This is a genomic window from Xanthomarina sp. GH4-25 (genome assembly GCF_045363175.1).
Lineage (GTDB): Bacteria > Bacteroidota > Bacteroidia > Flavobacteriales > Flavobacteriaceae > Xanthomarina.
This window is the reverse complement of sequence record NZ_JBJFLO010000001.1, coordinates 408,489-427,006: the sequence shown is the minus strand read 5'-3', so window position 1 is coordinate 427,006 and position 18,518 is coordinate 408,489. Positions and strand designations below refer to the sequence as shown.

General features: G+C 32.3%; 19 protein-coding genes. 13 read left to right on the top strand and 6 right to left on the bottom strand.

Features of this window, described 5'->3' with window-relative positions:
- The first annotated feature begins 16 nt into the window (after positions 1 to 16).
- The gene (locus ACI5KZ_RS01995) at positions 17 to 154 is read left to right on the top strand and encodes a 30S ribosomal protein THX (protein WP_109307847.1); all 138 of its coding nucleotides are present in this window, start codon (positions 17 to 19) and stop codon (positions 152 to 154) included.
- Here ACI5KZ_RS01995 and ACI5KZ_RS01990 read toward each other — a convergent pair.
- The 4 genes from ACI5KZ_RS01990 to ACI5KZ_RS01975 all read right to left on the bottom strand — a co-directional run bounded on the left by ACI5KZ_RS01990 (position 144) and on the right by ACI5KZ_RS01975 (position 2,898).
- Positions 144 to 482 (bottom strand): hypothetical protein, encoded by a 339-nt coding sequence (locus tag ACI5KZ_RS01990; RefSeq protein WP_406846717.1) that lies wholly within the window; start codon positions 480 to 482, stop codon positions 144 to 146. The two genes, ACI5KZ_RS01995 and ACI5KZ_RS01990, sit on opposite strands and share 11 nt — an antisense overlap.
- Positions 439 to 1,197, bottom strand: coding sequence for a peroxide stress protein YaaA (gene yaaA / locus ACI5KZ_RS01985; RefSeq protein WP_406846716.1), 759 nt, complete (start codon positions 1,195 to 1,197; stop codon positions 439 to 441). The genes ACI5KZ_RS01990 and yaaA overlap by 44 nt, the downstream gene beginning before the upstream one ends.
- A gap of 97 nt (positions 1,198 to 1,294) precedes the next feature.
- Positions 1,295 to 2,332: an RluA family pseudouridine synthase gene (locus ACI5KZ_RS01980; protein ID WP_406846715.1), complete on the bottom strand. Its 1,038-nt coding sequence runs from the start codon at positions 2,330 to 2,332 to the stop codon at positions 1,295 to 1,297.
- 2 nt (positions 2,333 to 2,334) lie between these two features.
- Positions 2,335 to 2,898, bottom strand: coding sequence for a PASTA domain-containing protein (locus ACI5KZ_RS01975; protein WP_109307843.1), 564 nt, complete (start codon positions 2,896 to 2,898; stop codon positions 2,335 to 2,337).
- A gap of 104 nt (positions 2,899 to 3,002) precedes the next feature.
- Between ACI5KZ_RS01975 and ACI5KZ_RS01970 the strand changes: the two genes are divergently transcribed.
- Both ACI5KZ_RS01970 and coaD read left to right on the top strand, forming a co-directional pair.
- Positions 3,003 to 3,977 carry a D-alanine--D-alanine ligase gene (locus ACI5KZ_RS01970; RefSeq protein ID WP_109307842.1) on the top strand — a complete coding sequence of 325 codons (975 nt, stop codon included), beginning with the start codon at positions 3,003 to 3,005 and terminating at the stop codon, positions 3,975 to 3,977.
- Positions 3,978 to 3,995: 18 nt separating this feature from the next.
- Positions 3,996 to 4,457 carry a pantetheine-phosphate adenylyltransferase gene (gene coaD / locus ACI5KZ_RS01965; RefSeq protein ID WP_406846714.1) on the top strand — a complete coding sequence of 154 codons (462 nt, stop codon included), beginning with the start codon at positions 3,996 to 3,998 and terminating at the stop codon, positions 4,455 to 4,457.
- A gap of 126 nt (positions 4,458 to 4,583) precedes the next feature.
- Here the strand turns inward: coaD and ACI5KZ_RS01960 are convergent, their stop codons facing one another.
- Positions 4,584 to 6,206, bottom strand: coding sequence for a SulP family inorganic anion transporter (locus ACI5KZ_RS01960; RefSeq protein ID WP_406846713.1), 1,623 nt, complete (start codon positions 6,204 to 6,206; stop codon positions 4,584 to 4,586).
- A 102-nt stretch (positions 6,207 to 6,308) separates the two neighbouring features.
- On the opposite strand from ACI5KZ_RS01960, the gene ACI5KZ_RS01955 reads away from it, so the two are divergent.
- From ACI5KZ_RS01955 to ACI5KZ_RS01930, 6 genes are all read left to right on the top strand, one after another.
- Positions 6,309 to 8,042, top strand: a complete 1,734-nt coding sequence (locus tag ACI5KZ_RS01955) for a M14 family metallopeptidase (RefSeq protein WP_406846712.1) — start codon at positions 6,309 to 6,311, stop codon at positions 8,040 to 8,042.
- Between the two features lie 67 nt (positions 8,043 to 8,109).
- A complete protein-coding gene (locus ACI5KZ_RS01950) occupies positions 8,110 to 9,639 on the top strand; it encodes a bifunctional GNAT family N-acetyltransferase/carbon-nitrogen hydrolase family protein (protein WP_406846711.1) in 1,530 nt (509 codons plus the stop codon).
- Positions 9,640 to 9,842: 203 nt separating this feature from the next.
- Positions 9,843 to 11,051 (top strand): CHRD domain-containing protein, encoded by a 1,209-nt coding sequence (locus ACI5KZ_RS01945; protein WP_406846710.1) that lies wholly within the window; start codon positions 9,843 to 9,845, stop codon positions 11,049 to 11,051.
- A gap of 235 nt (positions 11,052 to 11,286) precedes the next feature.
- Positions 11,287 to 12,732 carry a RimK family protein gene (locus ACI5KZ_RS01940; protein ID WP_406846709.1) on the top strand — a complete coding sequence of 482 codons (1,446 nt, stop codon included), beginning with the start codon at positions 11,287 to 11,289 and terminating at the stop codon, positions 12,730 to 12,732.
- 1 nt (position 12,733) lies between these two features.
- Positions 12,734 to 13,960: a glutamate-cysteine ligase family protein gene (locus ACI5KZ_RS01935; RefSeq protein WP_406846708.1), complete on the top strand. Its 1,227-nt coding sequence runs from the start codon at positions 12,734 to 12,736 to the stop codon at positions 13,958 to 13,960.
- Positions 13,957 to 14,652: an N-formylglutamate amidohydrolase gene (locus ACI5KZ_RS01930; protein WP_406846707.1), complete on the top strand. Its 696-nt coding sequence runs from the start codon at positions 13,957 to 13,959 to the stop codon at positions 14,650 to 14,652. The genes ACI5KZ_RS01935 and ACI5KZ_RS01930 overlap by 4 nt, the downstream gene beginning before the upstream one ends.
- Here the strand turns inward: ACI5KZ_RS01930 and ACI5KZ_RS01925 are convergent.
- A complete protein-coding gene (locus ACI5KZ_RS01925; RefSeq protein ID WP_406846706.1) occupies positions 14,628 to 15,308 on the bottom strand; it encodes a M15 family metallopeptidase in 681 nt (226 codons plus the stop codon). The two genes, ACI5KZ_RS01930 and ACI5KZ_RS01925, sit on opposite strands and share 25 nt — an antisense overlap.
- A 33-nt stretch (positions 15,309 to 15,341) precedes the next feature.
- On the opposite strand from ACI5KZ_RS01925, the gene ACI5KZ_RS01920 reads away from it, so the two are divergent.
- From ACI5KZ_RS01920 to ACI5KZ_RS01905, 4 genes are all read left to right on the top strand, one after another.
- Positions 15,342 to 15,941, top strand: a complete 600-nt coding sequence (locus ACI5KZ_RS01920) for an alpha-ketoglutarate-dependent dioxygenase AlkB (RefSeq protein ID WP_109307831.1) — start codon at positions 15,342 to 15,344, stop codon at positions 15,939 to 15,941.
- A gap of 371 nt (positions 15,942 to 16,312) precedes the next feature.
- Positions 16,313 to 17,239: an alpha/beta hydrolase gene (locus ACI5KZ_RS01915; protein WP_109308130.1), complete on the top strand. Its 927-nt coding sequence runs from the start codon at positions 16,313 to 16,315 to the stop codon at positions 17,237 to 17,239.
- Between the two features lie 255 nt (positions 17,240 to 17,494).
- Positions 17,495 to 18,355, top strand: a complete 861-nt coding sequence (locus ACI5KZ_RS01910) for an SPFH domain-containing protein (protein WP_109307830.1) — start codon at positions 17,495 to 17,497, stop codon at positions 18,353 to 18,355.
- 4 nt (positions 18,356 to 18,359) lie between these two features.
- A complete protein-coding gene (locus ACI5KZ_RS01905; protein WP_109307829.1) occupies positions 18,360 to 18,518 on the top strand; it encodes a DUF4177 domain-containing protein in 159 nt (52 codons plus the stop codon).

Here is an 18,518-nt window from a genome sequence, read left to right as displayed (position 1 = left end):
CAAAATACATAAAAGAATGGGAAAAGGAGATAAAAAAACTAGACGAGGCAAAATACATCGTGGTACTTTTGGTGTTAGAAGACCACGAATTAAAAAACGCCCTCGATTAGAGGATCAATTAAATGTGAATAAAAAAGCAAACCCTAAATCTTAAAATATCTAGCTAGTTTTCTACCAAAAGCATAAGCACCTACTATAGATAAAACAACTAAAAAAATATTTGCAAAAACATATAAGGTATAAAGTAATACGTCATCGATAGAATTGATGCAAAACGTATCTGTAATACAGACTTCTAAAGTGTCTTCATAGATTTGAATTAATAAAAAGCTCAACACAAACATTATTAAAATCGAAACCAAAATATATTGAAGCGTTTTATTTCTAGGCTTTATACCTGTTGGTTTAAAAGCGTTTCGTTGATCTTCGGTGCGTTTGTTATCTTGTAAAGACCAGACGGTTTTCTTTGGAGAGTTGCTCATGAAATCTATAGTTTTCTAAATTAAAGCCCTTAATATCTTCTATGGTTTTGGCATTGGTGTCAATAATAAAACGTGCCATCAAGCCTCTAGCTAATTTTGCGAAAATACCTATGGTTTTATACTCGCCGTTTTTTAGTTCTTTAAAATCGATATCGACAACTGGTACTTTTAAGGTTTTTGTGTCAATGGCTTTAAAATACTCGTTGCTGGCTAGATTTAAAAAGAGTTCGTTGTCTTCCAACTCTTCGTTTAAAGCTTGGGTGACTTTCTTTTTCCAAAATTCATACAGATTTTTATTTTTTCCAATAGGAAGTTTCGTTCCCATTTCCAATCTATAAGCCTGAATTAAGTCCAAAGGTTTCAAAACGCCATACAAACCTGAAAGAATTCTAACAGTATCTTGTAATTTATCAATTTTTTTAGCATCTAAAGTATACACATCCAAGCCTCTATAAACATCGCCATTAAAAGCATACACAGCTGGTCTGGCATTGTCTTTTGTGAAGGGCAATTGCCAGTCTTGATTTCTTTGATAGTTTAATTCTGATAAATCTTTTGAAATACTCATGAGTTTAGATAAACTCCTGGCCGATTTCTTTTTTAGTAATTTATTGATGCGCTCTGAATCTGAAAGAAACTGAGATTCTGAGGTTTTTGTTGTTGGTAATTTACTTTCAAAATCGAGTGATTTTGCTGGTGATAATACTAGCTTCATAGGTCTTTAAATTTACTATTCAAAGTTACATATAAATCCATAAACTAACGAACCGAAACTGTTATAGCAAAGTTAAAAGACTTTATCTCAAGACTGATTATTTCACCTCCTGATGCTTCACATAATGTTGCCATTTTTCAATACACAACTGCATATCTTCAGGGATTTCGGAATCGAAACTCATAAATTGTTTAGTTTTTGGATGTACAAACCCTAATGTTTTTGCATGAAGCGCTTGTCTTGGTAACACTTTAAAACAATTATCTACAAACTGCTTGTATTTGGTAAAGGTGGTACCTTTTAAAATGCGTTCACCTCCATAACGTTCGTCGTTAAACAAAGTATGTCCAATGTGTTTCATATGTACACGTATTTGGTGTGTACGTCCCGTTTCTAATTTACAGGACACTAGTGTCACATAACCCATACGTTCTAATACTTTATAATGTGTGACTGCAGGCTTTCCTTTATCTTCATCATCCCCAAAAAAGACTGTGTTTTGCAATCTATTTTTTGGATGGCGTCCAATATTGCCTTCAATGGTTCCTTCTTCCTCTTCCATATTTCCCCAAACAATAGCTATATATTCGCGTTCACTGGTTTTATCGAAAAACTGTTTAGACAGATGTGCCATGGCCTCTTCGTTTTTAGCAACCACTAAAAGTCCACTGGTATCTTTATCTATTCTATGTACCAATCCTGGACGATTACTAGAATTGTTAGGCAGATTATCAAAATGATAAATCAAGGCATTAATTAAGGTTCCAGAGTAGTTGCCATGTCCTGGATGCACAACCATGCCTGCTTCTTTATTAACAACCAACAGGTCGTCGTCTTCATAAACAATATTTAATGGAATGTTCTCTGGTGTTAGTAAATTTTCGTAAGGTGGATGCTCGAAAAGCACACGAATTACATCAAAAGGTTTTACTTTGTAATTAGATTTAACAGGCTCATCGTTTACATAAATATTACCACTTTTTGCAGCAGCTTGAATTTTATTACGCGTTGCGTTTTCAATAAAATTCATTAAATATTTATCTATTCTTAGAGGTTGCTGACCTTTTACAGCAGTGAAGTTGTAATGTTCGTATAATTCGTCATCATCTTCCTGCTCTGGTGTATAATCTGTCATATCTATTCAGAAGTTGGTCTGGTGCCATTACCTAAAATCAAATCGATTTTAGAAGTTTTTGGGAGCATATCTCCTGGTTTAATTTTCTCTCCATTAAAACTCATATCTAAGACCATATCTTTTGCAATATTATCTATATACGTCAGTTTCCCTATTTTAAACCCTAAAGCTTCCAAGGTTGGTTTTGCTTGTCTAAACGTACGTTCTTTTAAATCTGGAACCAAGACTTTTCTATAACCAGAAGGATTAAGAGTTAAATAAATTTTGCGATTTTCTTTTACTTTCTCGCCTGCAATTGGATCTTGTTCAATCACAGAAAACTTTGGGTATTCCGGATTGTAATTAGACGAATCTAATATTTCCATAACTAAACGATTTTCTTTCAATTCTATATCTGCTACTTGAATTGATTTCCCTTTTAACTCTGGAACCGTTTCAAACTCACCATGATTGGTCGTTATTTTTAACCATTTTAGCATGATAAAACTCAACACGAATATAGCTACAACAGCCAATACTATTTGTTTTAAAAACGTTTTACTTTTTATAAAGTTTAAGAAGCTCATTTAAATTTATTTGTGCAACAAAGATATAAAAACAGAACTGTTTTTTCTTTTGCTTTTAATGTGATATTTTAGCTTAACGGTTTTTTCCATCGTTTCTTATTTATATGAAAAAAAATATTGCCATTATCATGGGAGGTTTCTCCAGCGAATACGAGATCTCATTAAAGAGTGGAAACGTTGTTTACCAAACACTTAACGACGACAAATATACTGCTTACAGAATTCATATTTTTAAAAACAAATGGGTTTATGTTGATGATGAAGATACAGAGTTTCCAGTAGATAAAAACGATTTTTCTATTTCAATCAATAATAACAAAATTTCTTTCCATTGTGTTTTTAACGCCATTCATGGATCTCCAGGTGAAGATGGGTTTATGCAAGCTTATTTTAAGCTCTTGAACATTCCTCAAACCAGTTGTGACATGTATCAGGCTGCACTAACTTTTAATAAACGTGATTGCTTAAGTGTTTTAAAACCATACGGCATAAAAACGGCTGAAAGTTTTTATATCAATCTTGGCGATGCTATAGATGCCAATGCCATTATTAAAAAAGTTGGTTTACCTTGTTTTGTGAAGGCTAATAAGGCTGGAAGCAGCTTTGGAATTACAAAAGTATATAAGGTTGAAGACATGCAGTCTGCTATTGAAGTGGCCTTTAAAGAAGATGATGAAATTATAATTGAATCTTATTTAGATGGTGTCGAAGTATCTGTAGGTGTGATTAAATATAAAGGTGAAACCATTGTCTTACCTATAACAGAAATTGTTAGTGATAATGACTTCTTCGATTATAAAGCAAAATATTTAGGAGAATCTAAAGAAATTACACCAGCTAGAATTAGTGAAGACATGGCTGAAAAAGTGAGCAAAGTAGCCAAACAAGTTTATGATATTTTAAAAATGACAGGCTTTAGCAGAAGCGAATATATTTTTAAAGATGGTGAACCATATTTATTAGAAGTGAACACGGTTCCCGGATTAACCAAAGCAAGTATCTTACCTCAACAAGCTGCAGCAGCAGGAATTAGTTTGTCTGAATTATTTGAAAATGCAATTGAAGAGGCTTTAAATTAAAAGTTGTAATTTTATAATATGAAACGAGCACTATTTCCAGGGTCTTTCGATCCATTAACTTTAGGTCATTATGATATTATAAAACGTGGCGTTCAACTTTTTGATGAAGTTGTAATCGCTATTGGTATCAATGCTGATAAAAACTACATGTTTACCCTTGAAGAACGCAAAAAATTTATTGAAGAGGCTTTTAAAGAGGAACCTAAAGTAAAAGTGGTGACTTACAAAGGGATGACTATCGATTTTTGTAAAGAAATAGATGCCGAATTTATTCTACGTGGATTAAGAAATCCAGCCGATTTCGAGTTTGAAAAAGCCATTGCCCATACCAACAGAATGCTCTCTAAAATAGAAACCATCTTTTTATTAACAGCTGCAAGCACTTCTTACATCAGTTCAAGTATTGTTCGTGATGTTATTAGAAACAAAGGTGATTATTCGGTTTTGGTTCCAGATAGTGTAAGAGTGAAAAAGTATTAAGCTTCCTTCTGAATTTGATTCAGAATATCACAAATTCACAATTAAAATAATGAGATATTGAAACAAGTTCTGTTGAGGAATATTTTTTTCTGCATATATCTGTAAACTGCGAACTGAGACTTTCAATTAAAGCTTATACTCAGAAAGTGGCTTCGGAAAATCTTCAGGATTTGCAGCTAAATGATATCTTGGATCGTCGATATCTTCAACAATTACTTCTCTAAATTTCGGACTCGCCTTATACATTAAAGCTTTGCAATCTTCACTTAAATGCTTTAGCTTAATCGACTTACCTTCAGTTTCATACTTTGCAACAATATTAAATATAGCTTCTAAAGCTGAATGATCACTCACACGTGATTCTATAAAATCGATTACAATCTTATCTGGATCATTTTTCGCATCAAACTTATCGTTAAAAGCCTGGATAGAACCAAAAAATAAAGGTCCCCAGATTTCATATACTTTCGTCCCATCTTCTTTAATGCGCTTTCTAGCACGAATACGTCTGGCATTTTCCCATGCAAACACTAAGGCACTAACAATAACACCAGCTATTACTGCAATAGCTAAATCGAAAAGGACTGTTAAACCAGATACTAAAATAAGTACGAATAAATCTGTTTTTGGTATTTTTCTTGCCACTCTAAAACTAGACCAAGCAAAGGTTCCAATAACAACCATAAACATGACACCTACTAAAGCAGCAATGGGCACTTGCTCGATAAGACCTGAAGCAAATAAGATAAACCCTAACAAAGCTAAGGCTGCCACAATTCCAGAAAGTCTTGTTCTTCCTCCACCTTTTATATTGATTATAGATTGCCCAATCATGGCACATCCACCCATACCTCCAAAGAGACCTGTTACAATATTAGCTCCACCCTGTGCTAGACATTCACGATTTGAATTTCCACGGGTTTCTGTCAATTCATCAATTAAATTTAAAGTCATTAAAGATTCAATCAATCCAATGGCAGCAAGAATTAATGCGTAAGGCGCAATAAATTTAAAAGTAGCCCAAGTTAATGGAACTTTATTAAAAATATCTGTTTGAAATACCGGTAAACCTCCTTTTAATCCTTCTCCTCCACCTTCACGAATAAAGCTTCCTACAGTTGCTACATCTAGATTTCCAAAAATTACTATGGCTGAAACTGCTAAAATGGCAATTAATGCTTCTGGTAGTTTTTTAGTTATTTTTGGTAATCCGAACATAATACCCATGGTTAAAGCTACAAGCCCAATCATCGTCCATAATTTTGCTCCTTGTAACCAAGTTTCCTGACCATTTTCTACAGTCATAAACATACCCAATTGTGATAAGAATATAACAATGGCTAAACCATTTACAAAACCCATCATAACTGGATGCGGAATCAATCTAACAAACTTTCCAAGCTTAAAAACACCAGCTAACATTTGTATCATTCCCATTAAAATAACAGTAGCAAAAAGGTAGTACAACCCTAATTGTTCTCCGGCAGCTCCCATGGCATTACCTTCGGCAACTAAACTCACCATAACTACTGCTAAAGCTCCAGTAGCTCCACTAATCATTCCAGGTCGTCCTCCAAAAACAGATGTAATTAAACCAACCATAAAAGCTGCATACAAACCTACTAATGGATCTACTCCAGCAACAAAAGCAAAAGCAACAGCTTCTGGAACCAATGCCAAGGCTACAGTTAATCCAGATAAAATATCATTTTTAGCGTTTACAGTACGCCTTCTTATAAATTCAGTCATCTATTTCTGTTTTTTTTGGAGGTGCAAAAATAGACTTAATATGGTTAAACACAAGGTTATATTATTTTAAATTGATTAGTTTTATACTTTAAATCTTGACTTATGAAAAAAATTATTGCTTTTTTCCTTATTTGTTTGTGCTTCAATTTTTTATCTTCTCAAACACCTCTACAATTTGAAACAACCTTCGAAAAAAGTGGCGGAACCGAAACTGGATCTTATCAAGAAGTCATTGCTTATTATAAAAATTTGAGTAACACTTACCCTGAAATTTCAATACAAGAAATGGGCAAAACAGATTCAGGAGAACCCTTACATATCGTTATTTACAATCCTGATAAAAAATTTTATTTTTCAGAAATAAGAAAAAACAAACGTGTTTTATTAATTAATAATGGCATCCATCCTGGAGAAAGCGATGGTATTGACGCGACTATGATGTTGTATCGTGATTTAGCTCAAGAAAAAATTAAAACACCAGAAAACACTGTATTAGTAACCATTCCTATTTACAATATTGGTGGTAGTTTAAACAGAAACACAGGAACAAGAGCCAACCAAAATGGCCCAAAAGCATATGGTTTTAGAGGCAATGCTAGAAATTACGATTTGAATCGAGATTTTATAAAAAGTGATACAGAAAATGCCAAAAGCTTTGCTCAAATATTTCATTTAGTACAACCAGATGTTTTTATTGATAATCATGTTAGTAATGGCGCAGATTATCAATATACCTTAACGCATTTATTTACCCAACACAATAAATTAGGAGGTTCTTTAGGCAATTATTTAAATCAAGAAATGATGCCTAATTTAGAAGATAAATTAGCAAACAAAGATTGGGACATTACACCTTATGTTAATGTATTTAACCAAGTTCCAGAGGTTGGCTTTAGTCAGTTTATGGATTATCCAAGGTACTCAACAGGTTATACATCTTTATGGAATGTTTTAGGAATGATGGTAGAAACACACATGCTTAAACCTTACAAACAACGTGTGGAAGGAACCTATGAATTAATGATTAGCATGATAGAAATTACTGAAGAACAAGGTGACATAATTACGGAATTAAGAAAAAAAGCTTTCCAAGAATTTCAAACTAAAAAAACGTATGTTTTAGATTGGGACGTCGATAACACAAAATTCACCACCTTACAATTTAAAGGCTTTGAGGGAGACATAGTACTTAGTGATGTAACTGGTATGCAACGATTAAAATACGATCGTAACAAACCGTTTACTAAAGAAGTTAATTATCTAAATTATTTTAAACCTAGTGTTGAGATTAAAATTCCGAAAGCTTATGTGATTCCACAAGGCTGGCATGATGTTGTAGATTTACTCAAACTAAATCAAGTACAAATAAAACGTTTTAAAAAAGATACAACTCTTACCGTAACATCTTATAAAATAACTGAATTTGATACCAGAAAAAATGCTTACGAAGGTCATTACCCACATTTCAACACAACTGTAAAAAGTTCAGAAGAAAAGGTTACTTTCAGAAAAGGCGATTATTATGTAGAAACAAATCAAATTGCTAAACGCTATCTATTAGAAACTTTAGAACCACAAGCTCCTGACTCCTTTTTTAATTGGAATTTTTTCGATACCATTTTACAACAAAAGGAAGGTTTTTCACCTTATGTATTTGAAGATACTGCCAAAAACATGCTAGATAATGACGCGAAACTTAAAGCCGAATTTGAGAAGAAAAAAGAAAGCGATACAAGCTTTTCAGCTAATTGGTATGCACAACTAAATTGGTTGTATGAACGTTCTAACCATGCAGAAAAAGCATACCTTCAGTATCCAGTTTATAGATTAAATTAATTCAAAATAATTTTGAATTTTCAATTATAAATTCGATTACATTTACATAAAAAATTATTCATATTATATGAAACCTCAGGACATTGAAAATATTGAATTGCAATATCTTACTTTAGATGATTATCAAGAATTAAAAGGTGCTATGCAACAGGCATATAGTTCTATGCCAGATTTATTTTGGAGAGAAAATCAAATAAAAACACTAATAGACAAATTTCCAGAAGGACAAGTTGTAATTAAAATAAACAATCAAATTGCTGGCTGTGCACTTTCTATTATTGTGGACTACGATAGCATTGACGATATACATACTTACGAAGACATTACAGGAAATTACACCTTCAACACACACGATGCAGATAAAGGGGATGCCTTGTATGGTATTGATGTCTTTATAAAGCCTGAATTTCGTGGGTTGCGTTTAGGCAGACGTTTATACGATTATAGAAAAGAAGTATGCGAGAAATTAAATTTAAGAGGTATTGCTTTTGGTGGAAGAATCCCAAACTTTCATAAATATTCTAAAGAGATGACTCCAAAAGAATATATTGACAAAGTAAGGAGAAAAGAGATTCACGACCCTGTACTAAACTTTCAAATCTCAAACGACTTTCACCCTGTAAGAATTTTAAAAGGCTATTTAGAAGGCGACAATGCTTCAGGTGAATATGCAGTACTATTAGAATGGGATAATATTTACTACGAAAAACCTACCAAAAAAGCAGCTACTAAAAAGAAAATTGTTCGTTTAGGACTTATTCAGTGGCAAATGCGGTTGTATAAAGATTTGGAAGAGTTGATGCAACAAGCTGAATATTTTATTGATGCTGTTTCAGGTTATCGTTCGGATTTTGCATTATTTCCTGAATTTTTCAATGCGCCTTTAATGGCTGAAAACAATCATTTATCTGAGTCTGAAGCCATCAGAGAGTTAGCAAAACACACAGAATCAATTGTTCAAAAATTTTCTGAATTTGCCATTACCTACAACATCAACATTATTACTGGTAGCATGCCAGAAATTAAAGACGATTTACTTTACAATGCTGGTTATTTATGTAAACGTGATGGTTCTGTGGAGCGATATGAAAAACTTCATGTTACACCAGACGAAGCTAAAGTTTGGGGCATGCAAGGTGGCACACAATTAAAAGCATTTGATACAGATTGTGGTAAAATAGGCATCTTAATTTGTTACGATTCTGAATTTCCAGAATTAAGCAGATTATTAGCAGACGAAGGCATGGATATTTTATTCATTCCGTTTCTTACCGATACCCAAAATGGCTACTCAAGAGTGAGACATTGTGCACAAGCAAGAGCTATAGAAAACGAATGCTATGTTGCTATTGCAGGAAGTGTTGGGAATTTACCAAAAGTACATAATATGGACATTCAGTTTGCGCAATCTATGGTTTTTACGCCTTGCGATTTTTCATTTCCTGCAAACGGAATAAAAGCTGAAGCAACTACCAATACAGAAATGATTTTAATTGCTGATGTGGACATCGATTTACTTCGTGAGTTAAATCAATTTGGGAGTGTTAGAAATTTAAAAGACAGACGAAAAGATCTGTTTGAACTACGAAAAAAATAATGACACTAATTGGTAATTAAATTCGATGACAACTAAGTAATAAAAACTTCAGGTCTTCTGATTATTTAACCTCTACACCCTCTGTTATTACTTAATTTTAAAAAATGAGTTTATTAATCTTTTGAGTTAATATAAAAACCATTCAAGCAAAAAGTTGTAATACAACTATGGTATTTTTGATTTAAACAAAAAAAAGATTCATTATGAAAAACATTTTTAAAACTTTAGTAATATTAATCTCTATTGCAACGCTATCAAGTTGCAGTAATGACGACGACGATGGGTTAATATATATCAATCCCGATGAAGTAAAAACATATACATTAACCTCAGTATCAGACCCCACTATTTCTGGAACAGCGAAATTTATAAAAAACACCGATAACTCTGTTACTATAGAGCTTCAATTAACTGGTACATCGCCAGGAGGCGTGCATCCTGCACATATTCATGAAAATACTGCTGCAGAAGGAGGAGATATAGCGTTGACCCTTGGAACAGTGGATGGCGATACTGGTTTTAGTACTATTTCAACCACTTCATTTACTTTTGAAGAGCTACTAGATTATGATGGCTATATAAATGTGCATGTAAGCGATACTGATTTAGGAACTCTAATTGCACAAGGTGATATAGGTCAAAATGAATTGACAGGAACTAACAAAATTTATGCTTTAGGTTCGGTGTCCGATCCAAATATAAGTGGAACAGTTGAGTTTGCTGAACGTGTTAATGGTGAGACGATGGCAAAAATACAGTTAGACGGAACACCTGCTGGAGGTATGCATCCTGCACATATTCACATGAATACTGCTGCCGAAACTGGTGATATTGCCTACACATTTAATCCTGTAAATGGAGACACTGGAATGAGTGTCAATAATATATCCGTTTTAGATTTTGGAGATTTAGATTCATCAAATGATGTTCCAATTACTTATGACGAATTAACAGCGTACGATGGCTATGTAAATGTACATTTAAGTGCTTTAGATTTGGTTACTTTGGTAGCTCAAGGTGACATAGGACAGAACGAATTAACAGGTATGACGCAATCTTATACATTAAATGCTGTAGACGTACCAACTATATCTGGTACAGTCACTTTTTCAGAAAGATCAAATGGTGATGCACTAGCAAAAATTGAACTTACTGGAACTCCACCAGCAGGAATGCACCCAGCACATATACATATGGGAAGTGTTGCAACCGCTCCAGGAGACATCATGTTTACTTTTAATCCAGTAATTGGTGATACTGGTATCAGTCTTACCAACGTTACTGCACTTGATGATACAACTTCATTTGGGTATTCTGATATATTAAATGTAGATGGTTATATAAACGTGCATTTAAGTGCTTCCGATTTAGGAACCTTGGTAGCGCAGGGAAATATTGGTGCAAATAACTAATATCAAATTTTAAAAAGATTTAACCTGATGGAAACATCAGGTTATTTTTTTGTTTATTGCTTAAATTCTAGTAACAACCATTTAACTTTCGAAATTAGTCACTTTAGAGCATTAGCACTTATAAATCAGTCCTAAACACTTTTTTTAACTATATAAAAAATATTCTAACAGCATGTAAAAGCAATCAAAAAATACTTTAATTTTGCTTAAATTATATATCGCGATTTCGCTTTAAATGAATAAATACATTGTTGTCAATCAACCTGAAAAATGGCATTTTTCGATTGAGAATATTACCGTAATTTCTTCGCAAGAATATCTTACCAATCCAAAGTATTCCTTACTTAAAAAGGCTCGAATTTTCAATCTTTGCAAAGATTATTCGTATCAATCTAAAGGATATTATGTATCACTTTTAGCAGAAGCCAGAGGGCATTTAGCCATTCCAACTGTTAAGAATATTGTAGATTTAAAAGCCTTAAAACTGGTTCGAATTGTTTCAGATGAATTTGACGACGTCATTCAGCAAAGTTTAAAAAACATCAAATCGCAAGAGTTTACTTTAAGTATTTATTTTGGACAGAATGTGGCTCACAAATACAAGGAATTAAGTGCTCTATTCTACAAACATTTTCAAGTGCCTTTTTTACGTGTAAAATTCAATCATACCACTAAATGGAATGTGCAAAGTGTCCGAGCTATTTCTGAATCTGAAATTCCTTTGGAACACATGGAAAGTGTGATGCTCTTTGCCAATCAATATTTTTCTAAAAAACGCTATGACACCCCAAAACTTTCAAAATCTGATTTCGATTTAGCCATTTTGGTCAACCCTAACGATCCTGCTCCTCCTAGCAACCCAAAAGCTTTGAAGAAATTTATTGATATGGCTGAAAAAATGAACATTTACGCAGAAATTATCGAACCTAAAGATTTATCGAGACTTTCTTCTTTTGATGCTTTATTTATACGTCAGAGTACTGAAGTCAATAACGAGGCTTATGCCTTTGCCAGAAAAGCACAGCAAGATGGAATTGCTATAATTGATTATCCAGATGCTATTTTAAAATGCTGCAACAAAGTTTATATGGCGGAAGCATTAAACAATGCCAATATAGATACGCCAAAAACCGTTATTGTTCATAAAGACAATAGGAACGAGGTGATTGATCAAGTTGGCTTACCTTGTGTTTTAAAAGCTCCTGATTCCACCTTCTCTTTTGGCGTAAAAAAAGCTAAAACGGAAGAAGAATACAATACGTTAGTTACAGACATGCTAAAAGAATCGGATTTGATTATAGCACAGGAATTTTGTCCTTCCGATTACGATTGGCGCATTGGAATTATAGACGACAAACCCTTCTTTGCTTGTAAATATTATATGGCAAAAGGACATTGGCAAATCTATAACTGGAATGCCAAGAAAAAAGATGATCAAGATGGAAATGCAGATTGTTTACCGATTGAAGACGTGCCACAAAAAGTATTAGATATGGCTTTGAAATCTGCTAAATTAATAGGAAAAGGTCTTTATGGTATTGACATAAAAGTAGTTGGTTACAAACCTATGGTTATCGAAATTAACGACAATCCTAATATTGACTTTGGTGTTGAAGATGCGTATTATGGCGATCTTATCTATACCGAAATTCTTTTAGCTTTAAAAAACAGATTAGCGTAACATGAGTAAAAAATATCACCTATTTGAAGTTTACGGCATCGAATTAGAATACATGCTGATTAACAATAAGAACTTTAAAGTAGCTCCAATAGTCGATAAATTATTGACTAAAAAAGCTGGCAAACTTACTTCAGATATAGACAATGGAGATATTGCTTGGAGCAATGAGTTAGTGGCACATGTGATTGAATTAAAAACCAATGGTCCAACGAATAACTTGGATGATTTGTCTGAATCATTCCACAAAAATGTTCTTGAGATAAATACACTTCTAAAACCATTAGAATCTTATTTGCTGCCTACAGCTGCACATCCATTATTATACCCATTAAAAGACACCGAACTTTGGAAGCATAGTTATAGTGAAGTATACGAATTGTACAACCGAATTTTCGACTGTCATGGTCATGGTTGGAGTAACGTACAAAGTACACATATTAACCTACCGTTTTTCGATGATAAAGAGTTTGAAAAGCTTCATGCTGCTATTAGAATCATGTTGCCTTTAATTCCAGGATTGTGTGCAAGCTCACCCATTCTTGAAGGAAAAAATACAGGATTTAAAGACACGCGTTTAGAATATTACAAAACCAACCAAAAAGAAATTCCGGAACTCACGGGCTTGGTTATTCCAGAGCGTGTTTTTAGTAAAGTTGATTATTATGCAACTATTTTTGAGCCTATAAAAAGAGCCATTAGACCACATGATTCCAAGAAAATTTTAGACCATCATTTTTTAAATTCCCGTGGTGCTATCGCTCGTTTCGACAGAAATGCTATTGAAATTCGATTGGTAGATATTCAAGAATGTCCGAAAGCAGATATCGCAATTTGTGTACTTATTATTGAGGTCTTAAAACTTTTGGTATATAAAAAACTAGCACCCATTCAACAACAGAAAAAATGGTTGAAACAAGAGCTCTTTGATATTTTAAACCCAATTATTAAAGATGCCGAAAATTACACCATTTCTAATCTAGATTATTTAAATATGTTTCAAATTAAAGAAACTATTTTGGTTAACAATCTTTGGAAACATTTATATAATTTGGCTAAAGAAAACATTCATGAATCGCATCATGAAGCCATTGAAATCATTTTAAATGAAGGTACGTTAGCAACAAGAATATTAAAATCGGTTGGAGATAATTACTCAGAATCTAACATTAAAAAAGTATATTCTAAATTAGCCAATTGCTTGCAAGAAAATACGCTTTTCTTACCATGAAACTTGTTTTAACATCTGAACATGGTGGAAATTTGATTCCTAAAGCATACGCGTCGCTTTTTATAAATCAACAAGCTCTTTTAAACACACATAGAGGTTACGATTTAGGTTCTTTAGATCTTTTTAATTATTTAAAACCCCTCTCCTCTTTTTCTCTCTCAAGCACAACAAGTCGTTTATTGATTGAGCTTAATAGATCGTTACATCATAAAAACCTATTCTCTGAATTTTCAATAAAACTATCTTTAGAAGAAAAAGAGCAGCTTATTAAAGCTTATTATTTAGTTTATAGAAACAACGTTGAAAAACAGATTAAATACTTTATTGATTCTGGAGAAACCGTTTTACACGTATCGGTACATTCGTTTACACCTATTTTAAATGAGGTTATCAGAAATTGTGATATAGGATTGTTATTCGACTCCAGAAAAGCTTCTGAAAAGCTATTCGCTAAAACCCTTAAAAAAAGTTTAATCAAAGAAAACCCCAACTATAGTGTACGATTTAATTATCCATATTTAGGTAAAGCTGATGGTTTCACTACTTATTTAAGAAAACAGTTTCAAGAAAATTATTTAGGAATTGAGCTTGAAATCAATCAGAAGTTTTCGGAAAACAATAAAGTAGATGCACAGTTAAAACAAAGTTTGTTTACTGTTTTTAATTATTATTTAACTGGAAAATTAAAATAAGTATCAGGAAAGGGTTCATATCTCAATGTAAAATGCCACCATTCTTTTGAGTAATTTCTAAAACCATGTTTTAGCATGACAGTTTGTAAAAGTTGTCTGTTTGCTTTTTGTGTATCTGAAATATCTGGGTAAGAAACCCATGATGCCTCACCAAAAAAATCGTATGGGCTCCCCATATCCAAAGCTTCATGCGTATCTGCATCTATAATAGTTAAATCCAAAGTACTACCTCTACTATGTCCAGATTTCGATGCTATATAACCATCTCGAAACAAATGTTTCTTTTTCACTTCTGGATAAAATTCTTGTTTGTTTCTAGTGTCTTTTAAATCTTTAGCCCATGTCATAAAATGATTAACAGCTTGTTGAGGTCTATATGCATCGTACACTTTTAAACATAGATTATTAAGTAATAATTCGTTTTGAACATTTTTTAGAGCATCAGCAGTTTGCTTGGTAACAATCAATTTATTGGCATAATAGCCAGTAATAGTATCGCCAACAAAATTGTTAGTTGAGTAATAACGCAATTCTACCTCCAAATCTGGAATAATAGAATTGGCATAAACAAAACCTTCTGGCAAGCTCTTTGTATCTTGTTTAAAAGAGACAAGTATTAATAAAAGAATAACTAATATGCTTATTTTTATTTTCATAGACTTATGGCTAATTTAGAAAAAATTTAAACGATGGATTTGTTTTCTACAAAAAAAACCATTTTTAATCTGCCACAAGCAGAATTAATTTACTTGCCTTATTTTTTTAATCAAACTAAAGCAGACACCTATTTTAAAGTGCTTTTAAATGATGTAAATTGGCAACAAGATTATATAACTCTTTTCGGTAAAACACATAAACAACCTAGACTAACAGCATTATTTGCTGAAAACAATACATCTTATACATATTCAGGTATTACAATGAATCCTCAACCGTTTAATGAGTTGCTAATGCATATTAAAAATCGTGTAGAATTAACTACAAGTCATAAATTTAATTCAGTTTTGTTAAACCTTTATAGAAATGGAAATGACAGTAATGGTTGGCATAGAGATAATGAAAAGGAACTCGGTAAAAATCCAGTAATTGCTTCGATAAGTTTCGGAGCTAAACGTGTATTTAAATTTAAACACAGAAAATTAAAAGATGAAAATTATAAGCTAGAATTGGAACATGGCAGTTTATTAATTATGAAAGGAGAGATGCAACACAATTGGTTACATCAAATTCCGAAGACTCAGAAAGAAATAGAAAAACGGATTAATCTAACTTTTCGGTTTATTGCATAAAAAAAACCGAGGTCCCTCAACCTCGGTTTAGTTTAATTTGCATCTTTATTATGTAGTTAGATTTAGGGTCTCTAGTATCAACAACATAATGCAAATATTAATTAATTAATCCATTGAACTAAAAAGTAATATTTTAGTACACTTCAAATGTAAAATTATATTTGAATACCAACGTTTAAAAGTCATTATTTTCGATGAAATGCACATAATTTTAACATTTATGGGTAAAATACCACATAATATCGATGAAATACATAGTTAAGAAATGTAATTTTCATGTAATATATATCCTATTAAAAGATAATTTTAAAGTAATTTTACGTTATAACGACATCAAACTCAAATTTGTTGCAATAAGTAAATTAAAATCTATGAAACTTAAAGTTCTAATTGTTTTTTTAATGTGTAGTGTCACTAAAATGATTTCACAAGAAAATGTCTTTAAAACTGAAGACATTTCTATTAATCAATTTATTGATGGTACTTTATTAACTCCAACAAATAATGAAAGTCCTTCATTAGCGATTATAATAGGAGATTCTGGACCAACAGATAGAAATGGAAATCAGAATTTTCAAAAAAATAATATTCTAAAAAAACTAGCAGAAGGATTATCTAATAATGGTATAGCAACATATCGATATGATAAACGCATTGTAAAACAAATTAGAAAAGGACGAGTCGATAAAAACATCAGTTTTAACAATTTTATTACAGACGCCGTTTCGATTGTCAATTATTTTACAGAAAAAAACACATTTAAGAATATTTATATTATAGGTCACGGGCAAGGAAGTTTGGTTGGTATTTTAGCTTCAAAAGAAAACGTATCTGGTTATATCTCTATAGCCGGTTCTGGCAAATCTATTGACGAAGTTATCTTAGATCAAATCAAGCAAACTGTTCCTGGATTAACAGAAGAATCGGAAGTTGCTTTTAAAATATTAAAAGATGGAAAAGCAACATCAAATTATCCTCCTGCTCTAGAATCTATATTTAGTCCAGAGAATCAAGCTTTTATGAGTAGCTGGATACAGTATCATCCACAAGAAAGCATTTCAGAATTAAACATTCCTACGCTTATTATAAGTGGAACAAAAGATTTACAGGTTCCAACAGAAGAAGCTCAATTATTAAAAGAAGCATCGAAAGAAGGCTCTGTATTACTTATTGAAAACATGAATCATGTATTATTTAATATACAAGGAGATGATTTAGAAAACTCAAAATCTTATAACGAATCTTTCAGACAATTAAGCCCTGAACTTCTTCCTGCCATAATAGATTTCATAAAATAAAACCACTTTCATATTATACAAAAAAAAGAAAAGCATCTTAAAAAGACGCTTTTCTTAACTAACCAACCAAAAATATGAAATACTACCTTTTTTAAAAGTAACCACACTCTTTAAAAAGTTTTTGTGTAGTATCAATTTACATAATGTATTTCAATCTTCGTGCCAAACTAGATTTTGTTGTTAATAATTTTATATATATCTTTATGATATCATTTTAATATCATTTTAAATTAACCGATCTAAATTTATAAACACATGAAAGAAGAAAAAATTATCATTCCAGCAAACGGCTACCTTATGCTATTTGTTTTTGTTTTATTATTATTTGGTGGCATAGTTGCTATTGTTGCTACAAAGAATCCTTGGTATTTATTAATAATATTAATTGCATTATTTATTGCATTAGGATTCCTTATGGTTCAACCAAATAATTCCAGAGTCTTATTGCTTTTTGGTAAATATGTAGGTACTATAAAAAAGAATGGTTTGTATTGGGCAAATCCATTTTATACCAAAAAGAAGATTTCATTAAGGGCCAGTAATTTTGATAGCGAACGTTTAAAGGTTAACGACAAACTTGGAAATCCAGTAATGATAAGTACTATTCTGGTTTGGAGAGTACAGAACACATATAAAGCAGCTTTCGATGTGGATAATTACGAGAATTTTGTGCGTGTACAAACAGATGCAGCTGTAAGAAAGTTAGCAAGCATGTATCCATATGATAATTTTGCTGATGAAGGTCTTGCTGAAGACATCACACTTCGATCAAGTGTAAATGAGGTTAGTGAAGCTCTTGAGAAAGAAATCGACGAACGTCTTTCTATTGCTGGAATTGAAGTTCTTGAAGCTAGAATTGGATATTTGGCTTATGCACAAGAAATAGCAAATGCTATGTTAAAGCGTCAACAAGCAACTGCCATTGTTGCAGCAAGACATAAAATTGTTGAAGGTGCAGTTAGCATGGTCGAAATGGCTTTGCACGAATTAAGCAAAAAACAAATTATAGATTTAGACGAAGAACGCAAAGCAGCTATGGTAAGCAACCTCATGGTTATTTTATGTGGAGATAAAGATGCTTCACCTATTGTAAATGCTGGAACTTTAAATCATTAATACTATGAAAGAATACAAGGTTATTTCTTGGAAAATGGGCTTAACTAATAACAATGAACGTTTAGAGGAAGCCCTGAATCAATTTGCCATGTCTGGATGGAGAGTAATTCATATTGCTGAAAATTCTGCTAGAATTGTTTTAGAACGGGATAAAAACAGATAA